This is a genomic window from Pseudomonas medicaginis, assembly GCF_965119365.1.
Taxonomy (GTDB): Bacteria; Pseudomonadota; Gammaproteobacteria; order Pseudomonadales; family Pseudomonadaceae; genus Aquipseudomonas.
Map to the genome: position 1 here is coordinate 6,058,657 of NZ_OZ221631.1, position 21,844 is coordinate 6,080,500.

Sequence of the window (21,844 nt, forward strand, 5' to 3'; positions counted from 1 at the left end):
TCAGGGTGCATTGATCAACTGCCGGCAAAGGGCCTTGGCCTGCTCCGGGTCTTGGCGTTCGACGGCTTCGAGGATTTCGACGTGCAGGTCGAACACATGCTGATGGCGGGGAATGATGTTGAGGCTCTGGCGCAACTGCGCAGCGATCACGCTGGAAAAGTAACCATAAAGCTCGCTGAGCGCCGGATTGTGCGCGGCGTCCACCAACAGGCGGTGGAACACCAGATCGCAGGCGATGTAATGCTCCAGGTCGCCGTGGTAATGCTCGCCACTGACCCGGAGTGCCTTGCGCAAGGCCAGCAAGTCTTCCTCGGTGCGCCGTAGCGCGGCCAGGCCGATGGCCTCGACTTCGAGGATATGCCGGGTTTCCCGGGCCTGCTCCAGCGAACAGCGCGACAGCACCTTGAGCGTATCGAGCGGGTCCACCGTCGCCCGTACATAGCTGCCGTCACCCTGACGGATCTCGATCAGCCCGGAAAACGCCAGCACGCGCATGGCTTCGCGCACGGTATTGCGGCTGATCCCCAGCTCGATCACCAACTCCGGCTCGGTGGGCAAACGCTGGCCCACGACCCACACGCCATCACTGATGCGCTGGCGCAGTTGATCCAGAGCTTGATCGACTAAGGACCGCTTAATCAAAGGAGAAATATCTGACATGGAACTCACCTTTCATCCAATCATAGGATGAATTTTCTGACATGTTAGTCAGCTTCATGTGGGACGGCAACCGCCTAGGGTCAACGGGAGGTAAAGAAACGAGATTTTCGATTAGTCAAAATTACCCTTTGAGGGTAATTTTAAGGACAAGGCACGCCGTTCTATGGAAAAGAACACACCCCACTACGCCTTGGCGGCGATACAGGCAGATGTCAGGCGGCTTAAAGGGAAAGCTTTCACCAGCACTGCGAAGAACGCTGCTCGGACGCTCGGTTTAAACGTCTCGGACATGCAGCAGGTCATCCATGGGCTTGAGCGAAAACAGTTCTACAAATCGATGACCACCTATGACGATCATCGAGTCTGGCATGACGTCTACCACGCCAATTCACACGGTCTGCAGATTTACCTGAAGGTGACGTACCGCCCCAGCGGAGGCCCACCGGTAATTTCCTTCAAGGAGAAAAACTCATGAAACACCAGCAATGCTTCAGCTGTGGTGCCCCGGAAGGTATGTTGCATTTCGAAGGTCGCGGCGAAACCATGAGCGTCAAGGGACTGGAACGCCGGGTCGATGACTTGTCTGGCTGGGAATGTCAGATGTGCGGCGAAGTCGAGCTCGATTCAAGCTGCTCGGATCGCTACGACCACGCAGGTGATGAGCTGGTCAACGCGGCCAGGCGAATGATCGGCGAAGAGATCAAACGTGTCCGGCGCAAACTGCATCTATCGCAAAAGGAAGCGGTACTGCTGCTATCGGGCGGTGGACACAATGCGTTTTCCCGCTACGAGCGCGGCGAGGTAGTGCCACCCAAGGCGTTGATCTTGCTGATGCGCCTGCTTGATCGTTATCCGCATTTGCTTGCCGATGTCCATGCCTTCGCTGAAGACGCAGACTTGCGGCAATTCAAAACGACGGTGCACAAGGAACACGAGACCCTCACGGCTTGCTGAGCGGCCCATTAAAAATAAACCCGGACAAGTCCGGGTTTATTTCACTGCCTAAGACTGGATCAGTGCAGAATCTGGCTCAGGAACAGCTTGGTGCGGTCGTTCTGCGGGTTGTCGAAGAAGTCGTTCGGCGCGGCCTGTTCGACGATTTCACCCTTGTCCATGAAGATCACGCGGTTGGCCACGGTACGGGCGAAGCCCATTTCGTGGGTCACGCAGAGCATGGTCATGCCGTCTTCGGCCAGACCGATCATGGTGTCCAGCACTTCTTTCACCATTTCCGGGTCGAGGGCCGAGGTCGGCTCGTCGAACAACATGATTTTCGGCTTCATGCACAGGGCACGGGCAATGGCCACACGCTGTTGCTGGCCGCCGGAGAGCTGGCCCGGGTACTTGTGCGCCTGCTCTGGAATGCGCACGCGCTCCAGGTAATGCATGGCGATTTCCTCGGCCTTGCGCTTGGGCATCTTGCGTACCCACATCGGCGCCAGGGTGCAGTTCTGCAGGATGGTCAGGTGCGGAAACAGGTTGAAGTGCTGGAACACCATGCCGACTTCACGGCGGATCGCTTCGATCTGCTTGAGGTCGTTGGTCAGTTCCACGCCGTCGACCACGATGCGACCCTGCTGGTGCTCTTCCAGACGGTTGAGGCAACGGATGGTGGTGGACTTGCCGGAGCCCGACGGGCCGCACAGCACGATACGCTCACCCTGGGTGACGTTCAGGTTGATGTCTTTCAACACATGGAACTGGCCGTACCACTTGTTGACACCCTGCATCTGAATAATGCCTTCAGGGCTCACAGGCTGTTTGATCGCTTCACTCATAAACTACGCTCCTAACGCTTGTGGCCAGTGTCCAGCTTGCGTTCCAAATGCATGGAATAGCGGGACATACCAAAACAGAAAATCCAGAACACCAGGGCGGCGAACACATAGCCTTCGGTGGCCATGCCCAGCCATTTCGGGTCGGCGGCAGCTTGTTTCACGCTGTTGAGCAAGTCGAACAGGCCAATGATGATCACCAGGCTCGTGTCCTTGAACAACGCAATGAAGGTGTTGACGATACCCGGGATCACCAGCTTCAGGGCTTGCGGCAGAATCACCAGGCCCATGCTGCGCCAGTAACCCAGGCCCATCGCCGCGGCTGCTTCGTACTGCCCCTTGGGAATGGCTTGCAGGCCGCCACGCACCACTTCGGCCACGTAGGCCGACTGGAACAGGATCACCCCGATCAGTGCCCGCAGCAGCTTGTCGAAGTTCATGCCTTCGGGCAGGAACAGCGGCAGCATCACCGACGACATGAACAGCACCGTGATCAATGGCACACCGCGCCAGAACTCGATGAAGGTCACGCAGACCACACGGATCGCCGGCATGTTCGAGCGCCGGCCCAGGGCCAGGACGATACCCAGCGGCAACGCGCCGGCGATACCGACAGTGGCGATCACCAGGGTCAGCATCAGGCCGCCCCATTGGCTGGTTGCCACCGCGGCCAGGCCGAACACCCCGCCGTGCAACAGGCACCAGGCAATGATCGGGTACAGCACCAGGAAGCTCAGGCCGTAGATCGCCTTGCGCGGGAAGCGCGAGATGAACAGCGGCGCGACACCGAGCACTGCCAGCCAAACGGTCAGGTCTACGCGCCAGCGCAGGTCCGTCGGGTAATAGCCGTACATGAACTGGCCGAAACGCTGCTGGATGAACACCCAGCAGGCGCCTTCCTTGGTACAGTCGGCCTGGGTGGTGCCGACCCAGTTGGCATCGAGGATCGCCCAGCTGAGGATCGGGGGAATCACCAGGTAGATCAGATAGAACGCAAACAACGTCAGCAAGGTGTTGAGCCAGCTGGAGAACATGTTCGCGCGCATCCACGCCACCACACCGATGCTGCTGCTCGGAGGGGGCATGTCAGGTTTGAAAGTATGGGATGTCATGCGCGTTTCCTCACCGCTCGATCAGCGCAATGCGCTTGTTGTACCAGTTCATCAGCAGGGAAATGCTGATACTGATCGCCAGGTACACGCTCATGGTGATGGCAATGACTTCGATGGCCTGCCCGGTCTGGTTCAGCACCGTACCGGCAAACAACGAAACCATTTCCGGGTAACCGATACCGGCCGCCAGCGAAGAGTTCTTCGCCAGGTTCAGGTATTGGCTGGTCAACGGCGGGATGATCACGCGCAGGGCCTGCGGGATGATTACCTTGCGCAAGGTCGGACCGTTGCGCAGGCCCAGCGAGTGAGCCGCCTCGGTCTGGCCATGGCTGACCGACTTGATGCCCGAGCGCACGATCTCGGCGATGAACGCCGCGGTGTATACGGTCAAGGCGAGGGTCAAGGCCAGCAGTTCAGGAATCAGTACCCAGCCACCGACGAAGTTGAAGCCCTTGAGCTCCGGCATTTCCCAGTGCACGGGAGCGCCGAAGATCAGCGTGCACAACGCCGGAATCACCAGGAACAGCGCCAGGCCCACCCAGAACTTATGGAACGGCTCGCCGGTCGCTTCGAAACGCTTGTTGGCCCAACGGGTCATCAGCACGACGGCGACGATCGCCAGCACGATACTGGCCACGAACGGCCAGAACCCCTCCGCCACCAGCGCCGCCGGCATATTGAGGCCGCGGCTGCTGACAAAGAAGGTGTCGCCGAAGTTATGACTGTTGCGCGGCCCCGGCATGGTCAGGAACACCGCGAAATACCAGAACAGTATCTGCAGCAGCGGCGGAATGTTGCGGAAAACCTCCACATACACGGTCGCCACTTTAGCGATGATCCAGTTTTTCGACAGTCGGGCCACGCCGACAATGAAACCGAGGATCGTTGCCAGGATCACGCCGATGAACGTCACCAGCAGTGTATTGAGCAACCCGATGACAAAGACGCGGGCATAACTGTCCGCCTCGGTGTAGTCGATCAGGGTTTGAGCGATGCCAAAACCGGCACTGCGCTCCAGGAAGCCGAAACCGGAAGTGATGCCCCGGTGCTCGAGGTTGGTCTGCGTGTTATCGAACAGAAACCAGCCCAGCGAAATAACCGCCACGATGGTGACGATCTGAAATACCCACGCACGCACTCGTGGATCGCTGAGGCTGAGCCTCTGCTTAGGTGCGCCGATTGAATTTTGCATGAAGTGCCCCGCAAGGAATGGAACAGAACATCACCCGGTGGTTGGCCCACCGGGTGATAGAACCATCAGCGCACTGGTGGTGCGTATTGAATGCCGCCAGCGTTCCAGAGAGCGTTCATCCCGCGATCGATTTCCAGCGGAGTCCCCTTGCCGAGGTTACGCTCGAACACTTCACCGTAGTTGCCGACTTGCTTGACGATCTGCACGACCCAGTCTTTCGGCAGTTTCAGGTCCTGGCCGTATTCACCGTCAGCGCCGAGCATACGCGCGACGTCAGGGTTCTTGGTGGACTTGGCTTCAGCTTCGACGTTTTTCGAAGAGATGCCGGCTTCTTCACTGTTGAGCATGGCGTAGCCAGTCCAACGCACAACCGCCAGCCACTCGTCATCGCCATTACGCACGACCGGCCCCAGAGGCTCCTTGGAGATGGTTTCCGGCAGTACCACATAGTCCTTCGGCGATGCCAGCTTGCTGCGCTGGGCAAACAGTTGGGACTTGTCGGATGTCAGCACGTCGCAACGGCCGGATTCCAGCGACTTGGCGCTTTCATCGGAGGTGTCGAAAGTGATCGGGGTGTACTTCAGGCCGTTGCCGCGGAAGTAGTCGGAAACGTTCAGCTCGGTGGTGGTACCGGCCTGGATGCAGATGGTTGCACCGTCCAGTTCCTTGGCACTCTTGACGCCCAGCTTGTTGTTAACCAGGAAGCCGATGCCATCGTAATAAGTGATGAAGCCTGGGAATTTCAGGCCCATGCCGGCGTCGCGAGAGCTGGTCATGGTGGTGTTGCGCGACAGGATGTCGATTTCGCCGGATTGCAGCGCGGTGAAGCGCTCCTTGGCGTTCAACTGGCTGAACTTGACCTTGGTCGCATCACCGAACACCGCAGCGGCAACGGCGCGGCAGAAGTCAGCGTCGATACCGACGATCTTGCCGGTCGAATCAGGCACCGAGAAACCTGGCAGACCATCACTCACGCCACATTGCACAAAACCTTTCTTCTTCACGGCATCCAGGGTTGCACCCGCCTGAGCGAACCCGCTGACACCAAGTACTGCTGCCGCAGTGACGATTGCCAGGGTGGATTTCAGTAACTTCATTCAAACCTCCAGTTTTGCTCTTGTTGTGTCGGAGCTTGGGCCCTATCGCACCCTTTTGGGGCATTGCCGACCCTTGTTGGCTTTTTTTAGGGTCAACCGACGTCTGGACCTTCGCTATGAGTCTAATAATGAGGATGTCCGTAAACAGTGGTCATGCCCATCTCTCACCAATCGGCCGAACGGGCTGTAGCCCTTCACGTTCGCGAAGCCCGTAGCGGCTACTGGCGAACATTCATCACCGGATTTCTGATATCCCATGCGGCGCGTCTAACTGATAGTGTTACCGCGCAGCGTAAGAATCATCACTCAGCTACCCCATAGCAAAGCCCGTACCAGACCGCTGCGCTTAGGCCATGTAAAACACGTCAAGACAAAAACTTTCAACTTTGCGACATCTAATTAACTGAGACACCGGAAGCGCACTGTAATCACGCACTGATTGGGCGCACCCGCACAGATTTGGAGCACAACCATGACCGACCCCCTGATTCTCGAGCCCAGCAGCACCGTCGACGCGTGCGTTATCTGGCTCCATGGCTTGGGCGCCGATCGTTTTGATTTCCTGCCGGTCGCCGAAATGTTGCAGCAAAGCCTGCTCACCACGCGTTTCGTTCTACCCCAGGCTCCCACCCAGCCAGTAACGATCAACGGTGGCTATGCCATGCCCAGTTGGTACGACATCCGCGCCTTGAGCCCGGCCCGGGCCATTGACGAACAGCAACTCGAAGCCTCGGCGCAGCGGGTCATCGACCTGGTCGAAACCCAGCGAGCCAGCGGAATAGACGCCTCGCGGATTTTCCTCGCAGGTTTTTCCCAGGGTGGCGCGGTGGTCTATCACACCGCATTCGTGAAATGGCAGGGGCCGCTGGGCGGTGTGATCGCGCTGTCCACGTATGCACCGACGTTCAGCGATGAACTGCAATTGTCGGCCAGCCAGCAACGCATTCCGGTGCTGGCCCTGCACGGCCAATACGACGAAGTGGTACTCAACCCCATGGGCCGGACCGCAAAAGAGTATCTAAAGCAGCATGGTGTCACCGTGACATGGCAAGAATACCCAATGGGCCACGAAGTGTTACCCGAGGAGATTCGCGACATCGGCACCTGGCTGGCCGAGCGGCTGCGCTAAGAGGCCAATCGCCACGCCGGTCCTTTGACGATCACACTACGCCGCGCCCGTTTCTTGCATTACACTGGCCGGCGTACATTCCTTAACCAATCGATGAGATGACCGTGCTCAAAGCACTCAAGAAGATGTTCGGTAAAAGCGAGGCCGAGCAACTCGCGCCTGGCCCCACTGCGCCGACCCACGGCCCGAGCCGTACCGATGCGCAACAACCGCGCCGGGCTGCACCTGTTGCACAGGCGAACAAAGAACCCGTCGCCCAACCTGTTACGGCACCCGAGCCTGAGAAACCCCGCAACGAAGCCCCAAGGCCGCGCCGCGAACGCGCACCGAAACCACCGGTCGTCGCCTGGAAACTCGAAGACTTCGTCGTCGCCCCCCAGGAAGGCAAGACGCGCTTCCACGACTTCAAGCTCGCCCCGGAACTGATGCATGCCATCCAGGACCTCGGGTTCCCGTATTGCACGCCGATCCAGGCGCAAGTGCTGGGCTATACCCTCGCTGGCAAGGACGCCATCGGTCGCGCCCAGACCGGCACCGGCAAGACCGCCGCGTTCCTGATTTCCATCATCACCCAATTGCTCCAGACGCCGCCGCCCAAGGAACGCTACATGGGCGAACCGCGTGCGCTGATCATCGCGCCGACCCGCGAGCTGGTGGTGCAGATCGCCAAGGACGCCGCCGACCTGACCAAGTACACCGGCCTGAACGTCATGACGTTCGTGGGCGGCATGGATTTCGACAAACAGCTCAAGCACCTCGAAGCCCGCCACTGCGACATCCTGGTCGCCACGCCGGGCCGCCTGCTGGACTTCAACCAGCGCGGCGACGTGCACCTGGACATGGTCGAAGTGATGGTGCTGGACGAAGCCGACCGCATGCTCGACATGGGTTTCATCCCGCAAGTGCGCCAGATCATTCGCCAGACCCCACCGAAAAACGAACGCCAGACCTTGCTGTTCTCCGCCACCTTCACCGAAGACGTGATGAACCTGGCCAAACAGTGGACCACCGACCCGGCCATCGTCGAGATCGAAGCCGAGAACGTCGCCAGCGAAAACGTCGAGCAACATATCTACGCCGTGGCCGGGGCCGACAAGTACAAGCTGCTCTACAACCTGGTCAACGACAACGGTTGGGAACGGGTGATGGTGTTCGCCAACCGCAAGGACGAAGTGCGGCGTATCGAAGAACGCCTGGTGCGCGATGGCGTCAACGCAGCCCAGCTGTCGGGCGACGTGCCCCAACACAAACGCATCAAGACCCTCGAAGGTTTCCGCGAGGGCAAAATCCGCGTGCTGGTTGCCACCGACGTGGCCGGTCGTGGTATCCACATCGACGGCATCAGCCATGTGATCAACTTCACGTTGCCGGAAGTCCCGGACGACTACGTGCACCGTATCGGCCGTACCGGCCGTGCCGGGGCCGCCGGGGTTTCGATCAGTTTCGCCGGTGAAGATGACTCCTACCAACTGCCCTCGATCGAAGCGTTGCTGGGCCGCAAGATCAGTTGTGAGATGCCACCGACCCACCTGTTGCGTCCGGTCGAGCGCAAGCGCCCTTAAGCGTCTCCCAGAGCAAGAAAGCGCAGCCAGGACAGGCTGCGCTTTTTTTTGCCCCAGGATATTGCTCGATTAAACTAAAAGTCCATAATGGACAAATTAGTTTATAAAGCACCCCGGAGCCTCCATGTCCAGCACGCCCTATGTGATGACCCAAGTCCAAGCCCGTGAACTGCTCGGACAAATCGACGTGCCGCACATCCTGCGCCAGCTGTTTCTTGATCTCGCGGCCGGGCAAGCGGTGCAGCCGCCCCAGCAACTGGTCGTGTTTCCCCAAGGCGCCGGGGACTTCATCAACTACCTGGGCGTGCTGGCGCAAGAGCAGGTTTATGGGGTCAAGACCTCGCCCTATATCGTGGGGGAGCAAGGCCCATTGGTGACCGCCTGGACCTTGCTGATGTCGATGCAGACCGGCCACCCACTGCTGCTGTGCGACGCCACCGAACTGACTACCGCCCGCACCGCCGCTACCACCGCGGTCGCCGTCGATGCCCTCGCCCCGCACAACGCCCGGCGCCTGGCGGTCATCGGCAGCGGCACGGTGGCCCGGGCGCACGTGCACTACGTCAAGGGCCTGCGGGACTGGCAAGCGATCAGCCTCTATTCGCCAGGCCTGAAGACCAAGTCGGCCCAAGAACGTGCCTCGCTCACCGGCCTGGACCCGCGCCTGCAAATTGCCGACACCCTCGAAGCCGCGCTGCACGACGCCGATGTGGTGATGCTCTGCACTTCGTCCGCCAAAGCCGTGCTCGACCCACAGACCTTGGGCAAACCGGCGCTGATCACTTCCATCAGCACCAACGCCCCACGCGCCCACGAAATACCGCCCCAGCGCCTCAACGACATGGACGTGTTCTGCGACTATCGTCAGACCACCCCGGGCTCGGCCGGTGAAATGCTGATCGCCGGCGAACAGCACGGCTGGGAGGCATCGCGCATCGTCGGCGACTTGCCTGAATTGCTCAGCGAACACGTGGCGCGTCCCGACTACAAACGCCACGTGTTCTTCCGCTCCATCGGCCTGGGGCTGGAGGATGTGGCGTTGGCGAATGCCCTGTATCGACTTCACAACTGACACCCCATTCCCTTGTGGGAGCGAGCTTGCTCGCGATGGCGGTGGATCAGTCACCTTCAATATCGACTGTCAGGCCGCCTTCGCGAGCAAGCTCGCTCCCACAGAGGTCTTCGAGTTCCCGGGCACATTCTTCGCAGGAGAATTCATGAAACAAGCAGATTTCATCATCATCGGCGGCGGCATTGCCGGTGCGTCCACCGGTTACTGGCTGGCGCCCCACGGCCGGGTCATCGTGCTCGAACGCGAATCCCATCCGGCCTACCACTCCACCGGACGCTCGGCGGCGCTGTACACCGCCGCCTACGGCACGCCGCAAGTGCGGGCGTTGACTCAGGCCAGCCGTGACTTTTTCGACGCCCCGCCGAGCGGATTTTGCGAACATCCCTTGCTGACGCCTCGGGGCGAGATGACCGTGGATTTCACCGGCGACCCGGCCGAACTGAACAACCAGTACCTGAGCGCCAAGGCCACGGTGCCGCAGATGCAATTGCTCAGCGCCGATGAAGCCTGCGTGCGGCTGCCGATCCTGCGACGGGACAAGGTCCACGGGGCGATCTATGACCCCACGGCCTGCGACATCGATACCGATGCGCTGCACCAGGGCTACTTGCGCGGTATTCGCCGCCATGGCGGTCAAGTGCATACCAACAGTGAAGTCCTCGGCCTGAGCCGCGACGACCAGGGACATTGGCAGGTCAAGACAGCCAACCAGACCTTTACCGCCCCCGTGCTGATCAACGCCGCTGGCGCCTGGGCCGATCAAGTCGCCGAAATGGCGGGTGCCCGGAAACTGGGGCTGCAACCCAAGCGACGCGCGGCCTTCATCTTCGCCGGGCCGGAAGGTGTGGATATCCACGACTGGCCGATGCTGGTCAGCCTCGACGAGTCCTTCTATATGAAGCCCGACGCCGGCATGTTCCTTGGCTCGCCGGCCAACGCCGATCCGGTGGAACCCCACGACGTGCAGCCGGAAGAGCTGGACATCGCCATGGGCATCTATCAGATCGAAGAAGCCACCACCCTGGTCATCCGCCGTCCGACCCGCACCTGGGCCGGGTTGCGCAGTTTCGTGCCCGACGGTGATCTGCTGTCCGGTTTCGACCCACAAGTGCCCGGGCTGTTCTGGGTCGCGGCCCAGGGCGGTTACGGCATCCAGACCTCGCCGGCCATGGGCCAGGCCAGCGCGGCGCTGGTGCGTGGCGAACCACTGCCCGAGGCCCTGTCTCGTTTCGGCCTGAACAGCGCCATGCTATCTCTCGAGCGCCTGGAATGAACCCACCGAGGTGACGCATCGCCACGATTGCGGCACACTCCCCCGCGCCCCTGTTCCACGGGGCGCTGACGCTGCCTGGAGCCCTGTCATGACCGCTTCGCCACCCGATACGGCGCTGGAAAACTTCCGCACCATCGCCGACGCCATCGCCACGCTGTTCTATCCCCACGCCGAAGTGGTGCTGCACGACCTGCGCACCCAGAAAGTCGACTACATCGCCAATAACCTGTCCAAGCGCGAGATTGGCGATGACTCGTCCCTGGAAGACATGCTCAGTGAGGACGTCAGCGAACGTAACATCGGGCCCTACGAAAAACTGAACTGGGACGGACAGAAGATTCGCAGCCTCAGCAGCGTACTGCGTGACGCCGACGGACATCCGCTGGCGGTGCTGTGCATCAACCTGAATATTTCGCTGTTCGAGAACGCCAAGGCCGCGCTGGATCTGTTCCTCTCGCCGAGCAAGTTGATCCCCCAGCCGGACTCACTGTTTCGCGATGACTGGCAGGAGCGGATCAACACCTTCCTGCATGCCTGGATGCGCGAGCGTCAATTGAGCCTGAACCTGCTGACCCGCGACCACAAACGCGAGCTGGTGCTGGCGCTGCATGCCGAAGGCGCGTTCAAGGGCAAGAGCGCGTCCAACTATGTGGCCAATGTGCTGAACATGGGACGGGCGACGGTGTACAAGCATTTGAAGGAGTTGAAGGGCTGAAATCTGCTTTGCCAGGCCTGCCGCCTTCGCGAGCAAGCTCGCTCCCACACTGGATCTTTGTACCCAGGTCCCCTGTGGGAGCGAGCTTGCTCGCGATGGCGGTCAATCAGTCGCCGTAGATGTCTGACTTGAAATACTTGCCCTGAATCTTCTGATACTCGCCACTGGCTCGAATCCCATCGATGGCCTTGTTCAAGTCCGCCACCAGTTGTGTATTGCCCTTGCGCACCGCGATACCCGCGCCTTCGCCAACGTATTTGGGGTCCTTGAGCTCTGGCCCGACAAACGCATAGCCCTTGCCACGGGGCATCGACAGGAAGTCTTCCAGGGGGATCGTGTCGGCGAAAATCGCATCCAGGCGACCGGACGCCAGGTCCATGTAGATTTCTTCGTTGTTGCTGTAGCGCTTGACGGTCACACCCTTGGGCTCGAGGACTTCAGTGGCGTAGCGGTCAGTGGTGGTAGCCCGCTGCACGCCCACGGTCTTGCCCTTGAGGCTGGCGTACTGGTCATCGACCACCGCCCCTTCCTTCATGACCAGGCGCGATGAGGTGAAGTAATACTTGTGGGTGAAATCCACCGATTTCTTGCGTTCTTCGGTGATGGTCATGGACGACAGCGCCAGGTCGATCTTCTTCACTTTGAGCGACGGAATCAGCCCGTCGAACTCGCCCTCGATCCACTCGCACTTGACCTGCATCTGCGCGCAAAGGGCATTGCCGATGTCGTAGTCGAACCCCTCGATCTTGCCTTCCGAGGTCTTGGAAGCAAACGGCGGATAAGCCGCCTCGATGCCGATGCGCAAGGTTTTCTCTGCGGCGAACAGGCTGCTGGAAGCCAGCAGGCTCAAAGCCAGGCCGGTGATGAGGGGAAATTTCTTCATGATCGATCTCTCGCGGGTTGTTGTTGGTTTGGCAGAGAAAGGTGGGGCAGTGACTTTATGTGTACTTATAAATCCATACTGGACTTTAATGTACACATCGTCAATTGGGAAACAGGGGAAAGTGATGGGAGGCTGCCGGCCTCATCGCGAGCAAGCTCGCTCCCACAAGGGACCTGCGTACAACGAAGATCCACTGTGGGAGCGAGCTTGCTCGCGATGGCGACCTATGGCTTGCGACAAAACAACAGATTGCTTACTGCTTCCAGCGATCCGCCGCCGCATGATCACTGTCCCGCCCTTCAACCCAGCGCGGGCCGTCGACGGTGTTTTCCTTTTTCCAGAACGGTGCGCGGGTCTTGAGGTAGTCCATGACAAAGGCGCAGGCGTCGAACGCCGCCTGGCGATGGGCACTGGCGGCCGCGACGAAGACAATCGGCTCGCCCGGTTCCAGGGCGCCGATACGGTGCAGCACCTCCAGCTTGAGCAGCGGCCAGCGCTGCTCGGCCTCGGCGGCGATCTTGCCCAGGGCTTTTTCGGTCATGCCCGGGTAATGCTCCAGGAACATCCCGGACACATCGAGGCCGTCATTGAAGTCACGCACGTAGCCGACAAAACTCACCACCGCCCCCACGCCGACATTGGCCGCATGCATCGCGTTGACTTCGCCCCCTGCGTCGAACGGTTCGACCTGCACACGAATCGCCATGGCTCAGCCTCCGGTCACGGTGGGGAAAAACGCCACTTCGTCGCCGTCCGCCAGGGGTTCGTCGAGCAGGCACAGGTCTTCGTTACGCGCGCACATCAGGTTCTGCTCTTTCAGCACCTGGGCGCCGTCACGTTGGGCGAGCAATGCGCGCACATCGTCGACCGTGGCGAAATCGCCTTCCACCTTTACCGAGTCCACACCAAGCGCTTCACGGTAACGGGCAAAGAACTTCACGTTGATTTTCATGACGCATCCGCCTGGAAGTGGCCGCTCTTGCCGCCGAGTTTTTCCAGCACCCGCACGCCTTCGATGGTCATACCCCGGTCGACGGCCTTGCACATGTCGTAGAGGGTCAGCGCGGCGACGCTGGCGGCGGTGAGGGCCTCCATCTCCACGCCGGTCTGGCCCGATAGCTTGCAGCGGGCGACGATGCGCACCCGGTCCTCGCCTTCGGCCTTGAGCTCGACCTTGACGCTGGTGAGCAGCAGCGGGTGGCAGAGCGGAATCAAGTCACTGGTTTTCTTGGCCGCCTGGATGCCGGCAATGCGTGCGACGGCGAACACATCGCCCTTGGGGTGACCGCCGCTGACGATCATCTGCAGCGTGTCGGGCAGCATGCGCACAAAGGCCTCGGCCGTGGCCTCACGGAATGTCACGGCCTTATCGGTCACGTCGACCATATTGGCGCGACCTTGGGAATCGAGATGAGTCAGCACAGGGTTACTCCTGATCGGGAATGTCGATTGTAAACCCGTGGGTCAGATTCCGGCAGGGCTGATTGTCGCAGGCATTTGCGTCTTGGATTCGGAAGGCACTGCGAACCTCTTGTGGGAGCGAGCTTGCTCGCGATGGCGGTGGATCAGACACTTATTTTTTATCTGATACACCGTCATCGCGAGCAAGCTCGCTCCCACAGGGGATTTTTGTACAGCCATAAAAAACCGGGCGGCTTGAGCGCCGCCCGGTTGGGTTACAGGTGGGATTCGGCGTATTCGGCCAGGATCGAGCGCGGTACGCCCTGCAGGGTGATGTGGACCCCGTTGGGGAAGTCCTTGAAGCGTTCGGTCAGGTAGGTCAGCCCGGAGCTGGTCGCGGACAGGTAAGGAGTGTCGATCTGCGCCAGGTTACCCAGGCACACCACTTTGGAACCGGCACCGGCACGGGTGATGATGGTTTTCATCTGGTGCGGGGTCAGGTTCTGGCATTCGTCGATCAGGATCAGGCTCTGCTGGAAACTGCGCCCGCGAATATAGTTGAGGGATTTGAACTGCAACGGCACTTTGCTGAGGATGTAGTCGACGCTGCCATGGGTGCTCTCGTCATCCATGTGCAAGGCTTCGAGGTTGTCGGTGATGGCCCCCAGCCAAGGCTCCATTTTCTCCGCCTCGGTGCCCGGCAGGAAACCGATCTCCTGGTCCAGGCCCTGCACGCTGCGGGTGGCGATGATGCGCCGGTAGCGTTTGCTGACCATGGTCTGCTCGATGGCAGCAGCCAGGGCCAGGATGGTCTTGCCGGAACCGGCGGCGCCGGACAGGTTGACCAGGTGGATATCCGGATCGAGCAAGGCGAACAGGGCCAGGCTCTGGTAGATGTCACGGGGCTTGAGGCCCCAGGCTTCCTGGTGCAGCAAAGGTTCCTGGTGCAAATCGAGGATCAGCAGTTTGTCGACCTGGATTTCCTTGATCCAGCCGACGAAGCCTTGTTCGTCGATGATGAATTCGTTGATGTGCACCGCCGGCAGGTTGTCGATCAGTTGCACCTGGTGCCAGGTGCGGCCATGGTCCTGGCGGGTCTCGACCTTGCTCACGCGGTCCCAGAAGGAGCCGGTCATGGTGTGGTAGCCATTGGGCAGCAGCGAAACGTCGTCGACCAGTTGGTCGGTGCTGTAGTCCTCCGCCGCGATCCCGCAGGCGCGGGCCTTGAGGCGCATGTTGATGTCTTTGGTCACCAGCACCACGGCTTGGTCCTTGTTGCGCGCGTGCAGGTCGATCAATTGGTTGATGATGATGTTGTCGTTCAGGTGTTCGGGCAGCACCAGGTTGGGTTCGGTGCGCTTGCTCATCAGGATCGAGAGCAGGCCCTTGGGACCACTTTTGCCGCGCTGGATCGGCACGCCAAGCTCTACGTCTTCCGGCGAGGCATCACCCAGGGTCTTGTCGATCAGGCGGATCGCCTGCCGGCATTCGGCCGCCACGCTGTGGTGTCCGCTCTTGAGCTTGTCCAGCTCCTCAAGCACGGTCATCGGGATGGCAACGTGGTGTTCTTCGAAGTTCAGGAGCGCGTTTGGATCGTGGATCAATACGTTGGTATCGAGTACATAGAGGATTGGCTGGTTGGAGGAAGGGCTACGTCCGTGGTCATCCATACTCGGTCACCTATGTGGGGGCCATTCGACGCAATACCGTGACAGTGCTGCGCCTCGAGGTAGCCACCGGATTCACCCGCGAGGATTCAGGTGAACTGCACACAATCTGGGTCTTGGAAGACGCCACCTGTGTTGCAGGTTTCGGCGGTCTGACTTCTTGATACCCCAAAAACCATGACAGGAAAAAGCACTTTGACGCTTTTTTGAAGTTTATTTTTCAGAGTGACGAATAACCCTTGGCGTACCGCCATTGCGCCGTTAAAGTCGGAAGTCCGGTTGTCGTGAATACGCGCCGATTTTTCCTCCTTCCCCAATGTTTCCGGGCCTTTTCCGGTTTCAGCGAAACGCCTCCTGACAGTCCGCCCAACCGATCCCGCTCTGCGCCGTCTGCGCCATGAGCCAGGGTATCGCGGTTTTCACGCCGTCCTGCTTGGCGTTGAAATTGATCACCCCGTGACGCCACAACAGCATCAGGGTCAGCACACGCTGGGCGCTTTGCTCAGGCTTGAGCCGATTGCCGCTGTCCTGGGGGTCGATGTCCCACAGCGCCACTTGCAGACCCTGCTGTCGGAAAAACCCTTCGGCATCCCCACGACGCTGACCTTGGGGCGGGCGGAACAGCGGCACGTAATTCTCGGGCAACTTGCCCTTGACCAGTTCGGCACTGCGTCGGATCGAGTCTTGCCAGTCCTGCCAATGGCTGTGGGAACGGAACTCCCAGCCCTGTACCCCCACGCACTGTCCCGCGTACAAGGTCTGGAGGCCGTTGGCCGAGCGTTCTTCCAACCGCGACTGGATGTCCTTGCCCAGTACGAAGAAGGTACCGTTCAGGTTCGCCTTGCGCAGATAGTCAGTCAGCCACGGGGTATTGTCCGGCACGACGTTGGCGGCGCTGTCGAAGGTCAGCAGGAACAGGCGGTCGTTCATCGCCTCCCCATTGCGCTCGTAATCGCCGAAACGGGCGATCTCACTGCTGGTTTGCGGAAAAAGCGCGGCCTTACGCAGCAGTTCATCGCGGTATTGGCTATGAAAGATCTGGCTCGGCGCGGCCCATTTGATGTAGTAGGAATCGTCGTCGAGGTGGAACCTGCGGGCCTCTTCGCGCAGGGTTGCCATGTCTTCGACCAGGTAACAGAAGGACGCATCCTGATCGCAACTGCGCTGGGCAACGTTGTAGTTGTCCAGCAATCGTTGCCACAGCCTGGCGCGAAGTGCGTCGACCGCGGCCATATTGACTGTGCGCAACCCCAGGTACTGCTTGAGCGCGATCTCGTCCATGGCGTCGACGTCCAGCAACCCCCGGGCGAACATCAGGATCTCGGCCCGCGAGGCCACGTCGAACAGCGTCGGGCTGGTGAGTTGTTCCGGCCAGGTGCTGCGGTCCAGGGTCGCGACGTCATTGGGCGCGGGCGCGGCAATGGCACCCAGGCTCAACAGCCAGGCCGATAACAGAAGAGCGATACGCAAAAGGGATGTCTCCATAACGAAACCCGCGCGGCATCATAGCCGATCCTGGTGAGCGCATTGTGGGAGGTGCGAAGAGAGGCGCTTTTGTGGCGAGGGGATTTATCCCCGTTGGGCTGCGAAGCAGCCCCCGATCAAAGGATTGCAATCAACCTCATGACCGAGCCGTCAGCCTTGGGGCTGCTGCGCAGCCCAGCGGGGATAAATCCCCTCGCCACATGAGCACGCCACAAAATCGGCACCTCGCCACCCATCACCTATTACCCCAATAGCTGGAGTCCACCCGGACAACCCCCTAGAATCGCCGCACCCTCAAGGAGACGATTTCATGCTGATGGTGATTTCCCCCGCCAAGACCCTCGACTACGAAACACCGCCGGCCACCGCGCGCTTTACCCAGCCGCAGTACCTGGATCATTCCCAGGAACTGATTGAACAACTGCGCGACTTCTCGCCGGCACAGATCAGCGAGCTGATGCACGTTTCCGACAAGATCGGTGGCCTCAATGCCGCGCGGTTCGGCAGCTGGACACCAGCGTTCACCCCGGCCAACGCCAAGCAGGCACTGCTGGCTTTCAAGGGCGACGTCTACACCGGCCTCGATGCGCAAAGCCTGGGCGAAGCCGATTTCGACTACGCCCAGCAACACTTGCGCATGCTCTCCGGCCTCTATGGCCTGCTAAGGCCACTGGACCTGATGCAACCCTATCGCCTGGAGATGGGCACAAAGCTGGCCAATGCCCGGGGCAAGGACCTGTATGCCTTCTGGGGCACGCGCATCAGCGAATGGCTGAACGAAGCCCTGGCCGACCAGGGCGACGACCTGCTGCTGAACCTGGCGTCCAACGAATACTTCTCGGCGGTCAAGCGCAGCGCACTGAAAGCGCGCGTCATCGATACCGAATTCCGCGACCTGAAAAACGGCCAGTATAAAATCATCAGCTTCTACGCCAAGAAAGCCCGGGGCCTGATGAGTCGTTTCGTGATTGAAGAACGGATCAATGACCCTGCGGCACTTAGCCAATTCGACGTGCAGGGCTATCGCTTCAACCCAGAACAATCGAGCCGGGACAAATTGGTATTCCTGCGCGATCACGCCCCCGAATAAGGCATCACCTCATATTGCCCTCCGATCAGGGGCTTCAATCAAGCCCCTGTCGGTCATCTTAGTTCCTCACCTGTTTCGCCAGTTTCATGGCGCCAATAAATCGCCCCACTCCCCCGCTAACTTTTCTTTCACTCGACACTCGTCAGTTTTTTGCGTAGTGGCACCGATTTTTTTCTTCGATAGTGGCACAAAAATATCTCACCTTCTTAACTCCCCATTACTAAAGGTCAAAACGGCAAGTGCCATCATATTGAAAGCAGTGCCATCTTCGATAATATTTCGAAAAATTTCGAAAATCGCGATGAGCGGATCGGAACTATGTGAAATCACACGGCTCATACCACCCGTAACGATTCTTCGCAGATCTGTAGGAGATAACTTACACAGGACGTCGAACGGATTAACCAAGTTGTCACGACAACTTAGCGAAACGGTCGCCTATTTAGATCCACCCTTAAAGGATGGGAGATAACGCACCATTACTATCCCCAAAAAGGCCAAGGCTGCGCCCCTATAACGTGCTCACCCGAGCACACAAGCTTCTGATTTTGTGGGCTTTTTGCCAGGAGTCGGAAGTGAAGGACCTTTGCACGAGCGTTCCCGACAACGAGGACTGGCTGCATAACAGGGCAGGTCATAACAACTAGGCCACATTGCGCACAACTTGAGTGCATTTATTTAGACACTCGGAACTTAGTATGCCTGCACACGGCATTGTGGCGCCTGCATTCCACACTTCCGAGTGCACTATGACCGCTGAACACTATTAACTCCGGCCATTTAATGGCGTGAAAAACAGAGGGAAATGCGATGCGCATTAGCATATTTGGTTTGGGTTACGTCGGTGCAGTATGTGCCGGTTGCCTGTCTGCACGGGGCCATGACGTAGTTGGCGTAGATGTCGCCAAAGACAAAATCGACATGATCAACGCGGGCAAATCGCCAATCGTTGAACCGGGTCTCGGCGAGCTATTGGCGCAAGGCATTCAAACAGGTCGACTGCGCGGTACTACCAACTTCGCCGAAGCCATCCGCGATACAGACTTGTCGATGATTTGCGTCGGTACACCGAGCAAAAAGAACGGCGACCTGGAGCTGAACTACATCGAGGCCGTGTGCCGCGAGATCGGTTTTGTCCTGCGTGACAAGACTACCCGCCACACCATCGTAGTGCGCAGCACCGTATTGCCGGGCACCGTGGCAAACGTTGTCATCCCGATCCTGGAAGACTGTTCCGGCAAGAAGGCTGGCGTCGATTTCGGTGTCGCAGTCAACCCTGAGTTCCTGCGCGAAAGCACCGCGATCAAAGACTACGACCAGCCGCCGATGACCGTGATCGGTGAGTTCGACACCGCCTCCGGTGACGTTCTGCAGTCGCTGTACGAAGAGCTCGACGCACCGATCATCCGCAAGGACATCGCCGTCGCCGAGATGATCAAGTACACCTGCAACGTGTGGCACGCCACCAAGGTGACCTTCGCCAACGAGATCGGCAACATCGCCAAGGCCGTCGGCGTCGATGGTCGTGAAGTGATGGACGTGGTCTGCCAGGACAAGACCCTGAACCTGTCCCAGTACTACATGCGCCCAGGCTTCGCTTTCGGCGGTTCCTGCCTGCCCAAGGACGTTCGTGCCCTGACCTACCGCGCCAGTTCCCTGGACGTGGAAGCGCCGCTGCTCAACTCGCTGATGCGCAGCAACGAATCCCAGGTGCAGAACGCCTTCGACATCGTCTCCAGCCACGACAAGCGCAAAGTCGCCCTGCTGGGCCTGAGCTTCAAGGCCGGCACCGACGACCTGCGTGAAAGCCCGTTGGTGGAACTGGCGGAAATGCTGATCGGCAAGGGTTTCGACCTGAAGATCTACGACAGCAACGTCGAATACGCCCGCGTCCACGGTGCGAACAAGGATTACATCGAGTCGAAGATTCCTCACGTCTCGTCCTTGCTCAACGCCGACTTCGACTCGGTCATCGACAGCTCCGACATCATCATCCTGGGCAACCGCGACGAGAAGTTCCGCGCGCTGACCGAAAACGTACCGGAAGGCAAGCAGGTCATCGACCTGGTCGGCTTCATGTCCAAGGCCACCAACCCGAGTGGCCGGACCGAAGGCATCTGCTGGTAAGTCTGTTTGCCGGCCGGGGCATGCCCCGGCCGGCCTTTCGCCTGCCTTAACCCATCGGGCCGCCCACAAGGCCCGCCCGAGATAGAGACGGATGCAGATTATGCACAGGCTAAAGCACGGCCTGCTTCAGGCCGCCGGTTGGCTGTTTTACTTGAGTTTATTGATGGGCATCGCCATGGCGCTGCCCACGTCCACGTTCGACTCCGAATCCAAGGATTTCATCTTCCTGATCGGCGCCGTGGGCATCTGGCGTTACTCCATGGGAGCAACGCATTTCGTGCGCGGCATGATCTTCCTGTACATCGTCTACCCACACCTGCGCCGCAAGGTCCGCAAGTTGGGCAAGGCGGCGGATCCGTCCCACGTGTACCTGATGGTCACCAGCTTCCGGATCGACGCGCTGACCACTGCCCAGGTGTACGGTTCGGTGATTCGCGAGGCCATCGAATGCGGGCTGCCCACCACCGTGGTCTGCTCCATCGTGGAAATGTCCGACGAACTGCTGGTCAAGAGCCTCTGGGCCCGCATGAACCCGCCTGAGCGGGTCAAGCTGGACTTCGTGCGCATCCCGGGCACCGGCAAGCGTGACGGCCTGGCCTACGGTTTCCGCGCCATCTCCCGCCACCTGCCGGATGATCGCGCGGTGGTCGCCGTGATCGATGGCGACACCGTGCTCGCCGAAGGCGTCGTGCGCAAGACCGTGCCGTGGTTCCAGCTGTTCGGCAATGTCGGCGGCCTGACCACCAACGAGTTCTGCGAAGTGCGCGGCGGCTACGTCATGGCCGAGTGGCACAAACTGCGTTTCGCCCAGCGTCACATCAACATGTGCTCCATGGCCCTGTCCAAGCGCGTGCTGACCATGACCGGGCGCATGTCGGTATTCCGCGCCACCGTGGTCACCAACCCGGACTTCATCGCCGACGTGGAAAGCGACTCGCTGCAACACTGGCGTCTGGGCCGCTTCAAGTTCCTGACCGGTGACGACAAGTCGAGCTGGTTCAGCCTGATGCGTCTGGGCTACGACACCTTCTACGTGCCCGATGCAGCGATCAATACCGTCGAGCATCCGCCGGAAAAGAGCTTCATCAAGGCCAGCCGCAAGCTGATGTTCCGCTGGTACGGCAACAACCTGCGGCAGAACTCCCGGGCCCTGGGCCTGGGCCTGCGCCGCCTGGGCCTGTTCACCTCGGTGGTGCTGTTCGACCAGCGAGTGTCGATGTGGACCTCGCTGCTGGGCCTGACCGTGGCAATCATCGCCAGCTTCAAGTACGGCACCGCGTTCATCCTGGTGTACCTGCTGTGGATCGGCATCACCCGGTTGCTGCTGACCCTGCTGCTGTCGTGCTCCGGCCACCGGATCGGCCCTGCCTACCCGGCGATCCTCTATTACAACCAGATCGTCGGTGCCCTGGTGAAGATCTACGTGTTCTTCCGCCTCGACCAGCAATCCTGGACCCGCCAGCCCACCTCACTGACCCGTGATCTCGCCAGCTTTCAACGTTGGTTCAACACTTGGTCGTCTCGGACCATGACCTTCTCCGCCGGCAGCATTTTTGTCGCCGTGCTGCTGACGATGGTCTGACCGGACTTGAATGAATTAACTA

General features: G+C 59.8%; 21 protein-coding genes. 10 read left to right on the forward strand and 11 right to left on the reverse strand.

What is annotated here, in order from left to right; all coding sequences use genetic code 11:
* On the reverse strand, window positions 1-660 hold the full coding sequence (locus ACMTA2_RS26640; RefSeq protein ID WP_413792475.1) for a FadR/GntR family transcriptional regulator: 660 nt from the start codon (window positions 658-660) through the stop codon (window positions 1-3).
* 163 nt (window positions 661-823) lie between these two features.
* On the opposite strand from ACMTA2_RS26640, the gene ACMTA2_RS26645 reads away from it, so the two are divergent.
* Both ACMTA2_RS26645 and ACMTA2_RS26650 read left to right on the forward strand, forming a co-directional pair.
* Complete coding sequence (locus ACMTA2_RS26645) at window positions 824-1,135, forward strand: type II toxin-antitoxin system MqsR family toxin (RefSeq protein WP_413792476.1); 312 nt, start codon at window positions 824-826, stop codon at window positions 1,133-1,135.
* Window positions 1,132-1,614, forward strand: coding sequence for a type II toxin-antitoxin system MqsA family antitoxin (locus tag ACMTA2_RS26650; protein ID WP_003178333.1), 483 nt, complete (start codon window positions 1,132-1,134; stop codon window positions 1,612-1,614). The genes ACMTA2_RS26645 and ACMTA2_RS26650 overlap by 4 nt, the downstream gene beginning before the upstream one ends.
* Before the next feature lie 59 nt (window positions 1,615-1,673).
* Here the strand turns inward: ACMTA2_RS26650 and ACMTA2_RS26655 are convergent, their stop codons facing one another.
* From ACMTA2_RS26655 to ACMTA2_RS26670, 4 genes are all read right to left on the reverse strand, one after another.
* A complete protein-coding gene (locus ACMTA2_RS26655) occupies window positions 1,674-2,438 on the reverse strand; it encodes an amino acid ABC transporter ATP-binding protein (RefSeq protein ID WP_413792477.1) in 765 nt (254 codons plus the stop codon).
* A gap of 11 nt (window positions 2,439-2,449) precedes the next feature.
* The gene (locus tag ACMTA2_RS26660) at window positions 2,450-3,547 is read right to left on the reverse strand and encodes an amino acid ABC transporter permease (protein ID WP_413792478.1); all 1,098 of its coding nucleotides are present in this window, start codon (window positions 3,545-3,547) and stop codon (window positions 2,450-2,452) included.
* Window positions 3,548-3,557: 10 nt separating this feature from the next.
* Window positions 3,558-4,739, reverse strand: a complete 1,182-nt coding sequence (locus tag ACMTA2_RS26665; protein WP_413792479.1) for an amino acid ABC transporter permease — start codon at window positions 4,737-4,739, stop codon at window positions 3,558-3,560.
* A 65-nt stretch (window positions 4,740-4,804) separates the two neighbouring features.
* Window positions 4,805-5,836, reverse strand: a complete 1,032-nt coding sequence (locus ACMTA2_RS26670; protein WP_413792480.1) for an amino acid ABC transporter substrate-binding protein — start codon at window positions 5,834-5,836, stop codon at window positions 4,805-4,807.
* Between the two features lie 472 nt (window positions 5,837-6,308).
* Here ACMTA2_RS26670 and ACMTA2_RS26675 point away from each other — a divergent pair, with 472 nt between their 5' ends.
* The 5 genes from ACMTA2_RS26675 (at window position 6,309) to ACMTA2_RS26695 (ending at window position 11,587) form a co-directional block, all read left to right on the forward strand.
* A complete protein-coding gene (locus ACMTA2_RS26675) occupies window positions 6,309-6,965 on the forward strand; it encodes an alpha/beta hydrolase (protein ID WP_053189802.1) in 657 nt (218 codons plus the stop codon).
* A gap of 98 nt (window positions 6,966-7,063) precedes the next feature.
* Complete coding sequence (gene rhlB, locus ACMTA2_RS26680) at window positions 7,064-8,527, forward strand: ATP-dependent RNA helicase RhlB (RefSeq protein ID WP_413792481.1); 1,464 nt, start codon at window positions 7,064-7,066, stop codon at window positions 8,525-8,527.
* 124 nt (window positions 8,528-8,651) lie between these two features.
* Window positions 8,652-9,599 carry an ornithine cyclodeaminase family protein gene (locus tag ACMTA2_RS26685; RefSeq protein WP_413792482.1) on the forward strand — a complete coding sequence of 316 codons (948 nt, stop codon included), beginning with the start codon at window positions 8,652-8,654 and terminating at the stop codon, window positions 9,597-9,599.
* A 145-nt stretch (window positions 9,600-9,744) separates the two neighbouring features.
* A complete protein-coding gene (locus tag ACMTA2_RS26690; RefSeq protein ID WP_413792483.1) occupies window positions 9,745-10,872 on the forward strand; it encodes an NAD(P)/FAD-dependent oxidoreductase in 1,128 nt (375 codons plus the stop codon).
* A gap of 88 nt (window positions 10,873-10,960) precedes the next feature.
* On the forward strand, window positions 10,961-11,587 hold the full coding sequence (locus ACMTA2_RS26695) for a helix-turn-helix transcriptional regulator (protein ID WP_413792484.1): 627 nt from the start codon (window positions 10,961-10,963) through the stop codon (window positions 11,585-11,587).
* Window positions 11,588-11,693: 106 nt separating this feature from the next.
* Here ACMTA2_RS26695 and ACMTA2_RS26700 read toward each other — a convergent pair whose 3' ends face one another.
* The 6 genes from ACMTA2_RS26700 to ACMTA2_RS26725 form a co-directional block, all read right to left on the reverse strand.
* On the reverse strand, window positions 11,694-12,470 hold the full coding sequence (locus tag ACMTA2_RS26700) for an ABC transporter substrate-binding protein (RefSeq protein ID WP_413792485.1): 777 nt from the start codon (window positions 12,468-12,470) through the stop codon (window positions 11,694-11,696).
* 253 nt (window positions 12,471-12,723) lie between these two features.
* Window positions 12,724-13,176 (reverse strand): molybdopterin synthase catalytic subunit MoaE, encoded by a 453-nt coding sequence (gene moaE / locus ACMTA2_RS26705; RefSeq protein ID WP_413792486.1) that lies wholly within the window; start codon window positions 13,174-13,176, stop codon window positions 12,724-12,726.
* A gap of 3 nt (window positions 13,177-13,179) precedes the next feature.
* A complete protein-coding gene (locus tag ACMTA2_RS26710; protein WP_413792487.1) occupies window positions 13,180-13,422 on the reverse strand; it encodes a MoaD/ThiS family protein in 243 nt (80 codons plus the stop codon).
* Complete coding sequence (moaC, locus tag ACMTA2_RS26715; RefSeq protein ID WP_413792488.1) at window positions 13,419-13,892, reverse strand: cyclic pyranopterin monophosphate synthase MoaC; 474 nt, start codon at window positions 13,890-13,892, stop codon at window positions 13,419-13,421. Before moaC ends, ACMTA2_RS26710 begins: the two co-directional genes overlap by 4 nt.
* A gap of 254 nt (window positions 13,893-14,146) precedes the next feature.
* The gene (locus ACMTA2_RS26720) at window positions 14,147-15,541 is read right to left on the reverse strand and encodes a PhoH family protein (RefSeq protein ID WP_072408927.1); all 1,395 of its coding nucleotides are present in this window, start codon (window positions 15,539-15,541) and stop codon (window positions 14,147-14,149) included.
* A gap of 336 nt (window positions 15,542-15,877) precedes the next feature.
* A complete protein-coding gene (locus ACMTA2_RS26725) occupies window positions 15,878-17,008 on the reverse strand; it encodes a polysaccharide deacetylase family protein (RefSeq protein WP_413792489.1) in 1,131 nt (376 codons plus the stop codon).
* A 325-nt stretch (window positions 17,009-17,333) separates the two neighbouring features.
* Here ACMTA2_RS26725 and yaaA point away from each other — a divergent pair, with 325 nt between their 5' ends.
* The 3 genes from yaaA to alg8 all read left to right on the forward strand — a co-directional run bounded on the left by yaaA (window position 17,334) and on the right by alg8 (window position 21,822).
* Complete coding sequence (gene yaaA / locus ACMTA2_RS26730; protein ID WP_413792490.1) at window positions 17,334-18,113, forward strand: peroxide stress protein YaaA; 780 nt, start codon at window positions 17,334-17,336, stop codon at window positions 18,111-18,113.
* Window positions 18,114-18,923: 810 nt separating this feature from the next.
* Window positions 18,924-20,240, forward strand: coding sequence for a nucleotide sugar dehydrogenase (locus ACMTA2_RS26735; protein WP_413792491.1), 1,317 nt, complete (start codon window positions 18,924-18,926; stop codon window positions 20,238-20,240).
* Between the two features lie 100 nt (window positions 20,241-20,340).
* Entirely contained in the window at window positions 20,341-21,822 is a 1,482-nt protein-coding gene (gene alg8, locus ACMTA2_RS26740) for a mannuronan synthase (RefSeq protein WP_413792492.1), read from the forward strand.
* Window positions 21,823-21,844 lie beyond the last annotated feature (22 nt).

Bases quoted from the DNA above. Each gene is read 5' to 3' on its own strand.
- ACMTA2_RS26660 (WP_413792478.1), bottom strand. From the start codon at position 3,547: ATGACATCCCATACTTTCAAACCTGACATGCCCCCTCCGAGCAGCAGC.
- alg8 (WP_413792492.1), top strand. From the start codon at position 20,341: ATGCACAGGCTAAAGCACGGCCTGCTTCAGGCCGCCGGTTGGCTGTTT.
- yaaA (WP_413792490.1), top strand. From the start codon at position 17,334: ATGCTGATGGTGATTTCCCCCGCCAAGACCCTCGACTACGAAACACCG.
- ACMTA2_RS26685 (WP_413792482.1), top strand. From the start codon at position 8,652: ATGTCCAGCACGCCCTATGTGATGACCCAAGTCCAAGCCCGTGAACTG.
- ACMTA2_RS26710 (WP_413792487.1), bottom strand. From the start codon at position 13,422: ATGAAAATCAACGTGAAGTTCTTTGCCCGTTACCGTGAAGCGCTTGGT.
- ACMTA2_RS26720 (WP_072408927.1), bottom strand. From the start codon at position 15,541: ATGGATGACCACGGACGTAGCCCTTCCTCCAACCAGCCAATCCTCTAT.
- moaE (WP_413792486.1), bottom strand. From the start codon at position 13,176: ATGGCGATTCGTGTGCAGGTCGAACCGTTCGACGCAGGGGGCGAAGTC.
- ACMTA2_RS26675 (WP_053189802.1), top strand. From the start codon at position 6,309: ATGACCGACCCCCTGATTCTCGAGCCCAGCAGCACCGTCGACGCGTGC.
- ACMTA2_RS26690 (WP_413792483.1), top strand. From the start codon at position 9,745: ATGAAACAAGCAGATTTCATCATCATCGGCGGCGGCATTGCCGGTGCG.
- ACMTA2_RS26665 (WP_413792479.1), bottom strand. From the start codon at position 4,739: ATGCAAAATTCAATCGGCGCACCTAAGCAGAGGCTCAGCCTCAGCGAT.
- rhlB (WP_413792481.1), top strand. From the start codon at position 7,064: ATGACCGTGCTCAAAGCACTCAAGAAGATGTTCGGTAAAAGCGAGGCC.
- ACMTA2_RS26695 (WP_413792484.1), top strand. From the start codon at position 10,961: ATGACCGCTTCGCCACCCGATACGGCGCTGGAAAACTTCCGCACCATC.
- ACMTA2_RS26640 (WP_413792475.1), bottom strand. From the start codon at position 660: ATGTCAGATATTTCTCCTTTGATTAAGCGGTCCTTAGTCGATCAAGCT.
- ACMTA2_RS26655 (WP_413792477.1), bottom strand. From the start codon at position 2,438: ATGAGTGAAGCGATCAAACAGCCTGTGAGCCCTGAAGGCATTATTCAG.
- ACMTA2_RS26645 (WP_413792476.1), top strand. From the start codon at position 824: ATGGAAAAGAACACACCCCACTACGCCTTGGCGGCGATACAGGCAGAT.
- ACMTA2_RS26670 (WP_413792480.1), bottom strand. From the start codon at position 5,836: ATGAAGTTACTGAAATCCACCCTGGCAATCGTCACTGCGGCAGCAGTA.
- ACMTA2_RS26650 (WP_003178333.1), top strand. From the start codon at position 1,132: ATGAAACACCAGCAATGCTTCAGCTGTGGTGCCCCGGAAGGTATGTTG.
- ACMTA2_RS26700 (WP_413792485.1), bottom strand. From the start codon at position 12,470: ATGAAGAAATTTCCCCTCATCACCGGCCTGGCTTTGAGCCTGCTGGCT.
- ACMTA2_RS26735 (WP_413792491.1), top strand. From the start codon at position 18,924: ATGCGCATTAGCATATTTGGTTTGGGTTACGTCGGTGCAGTATGTGCC.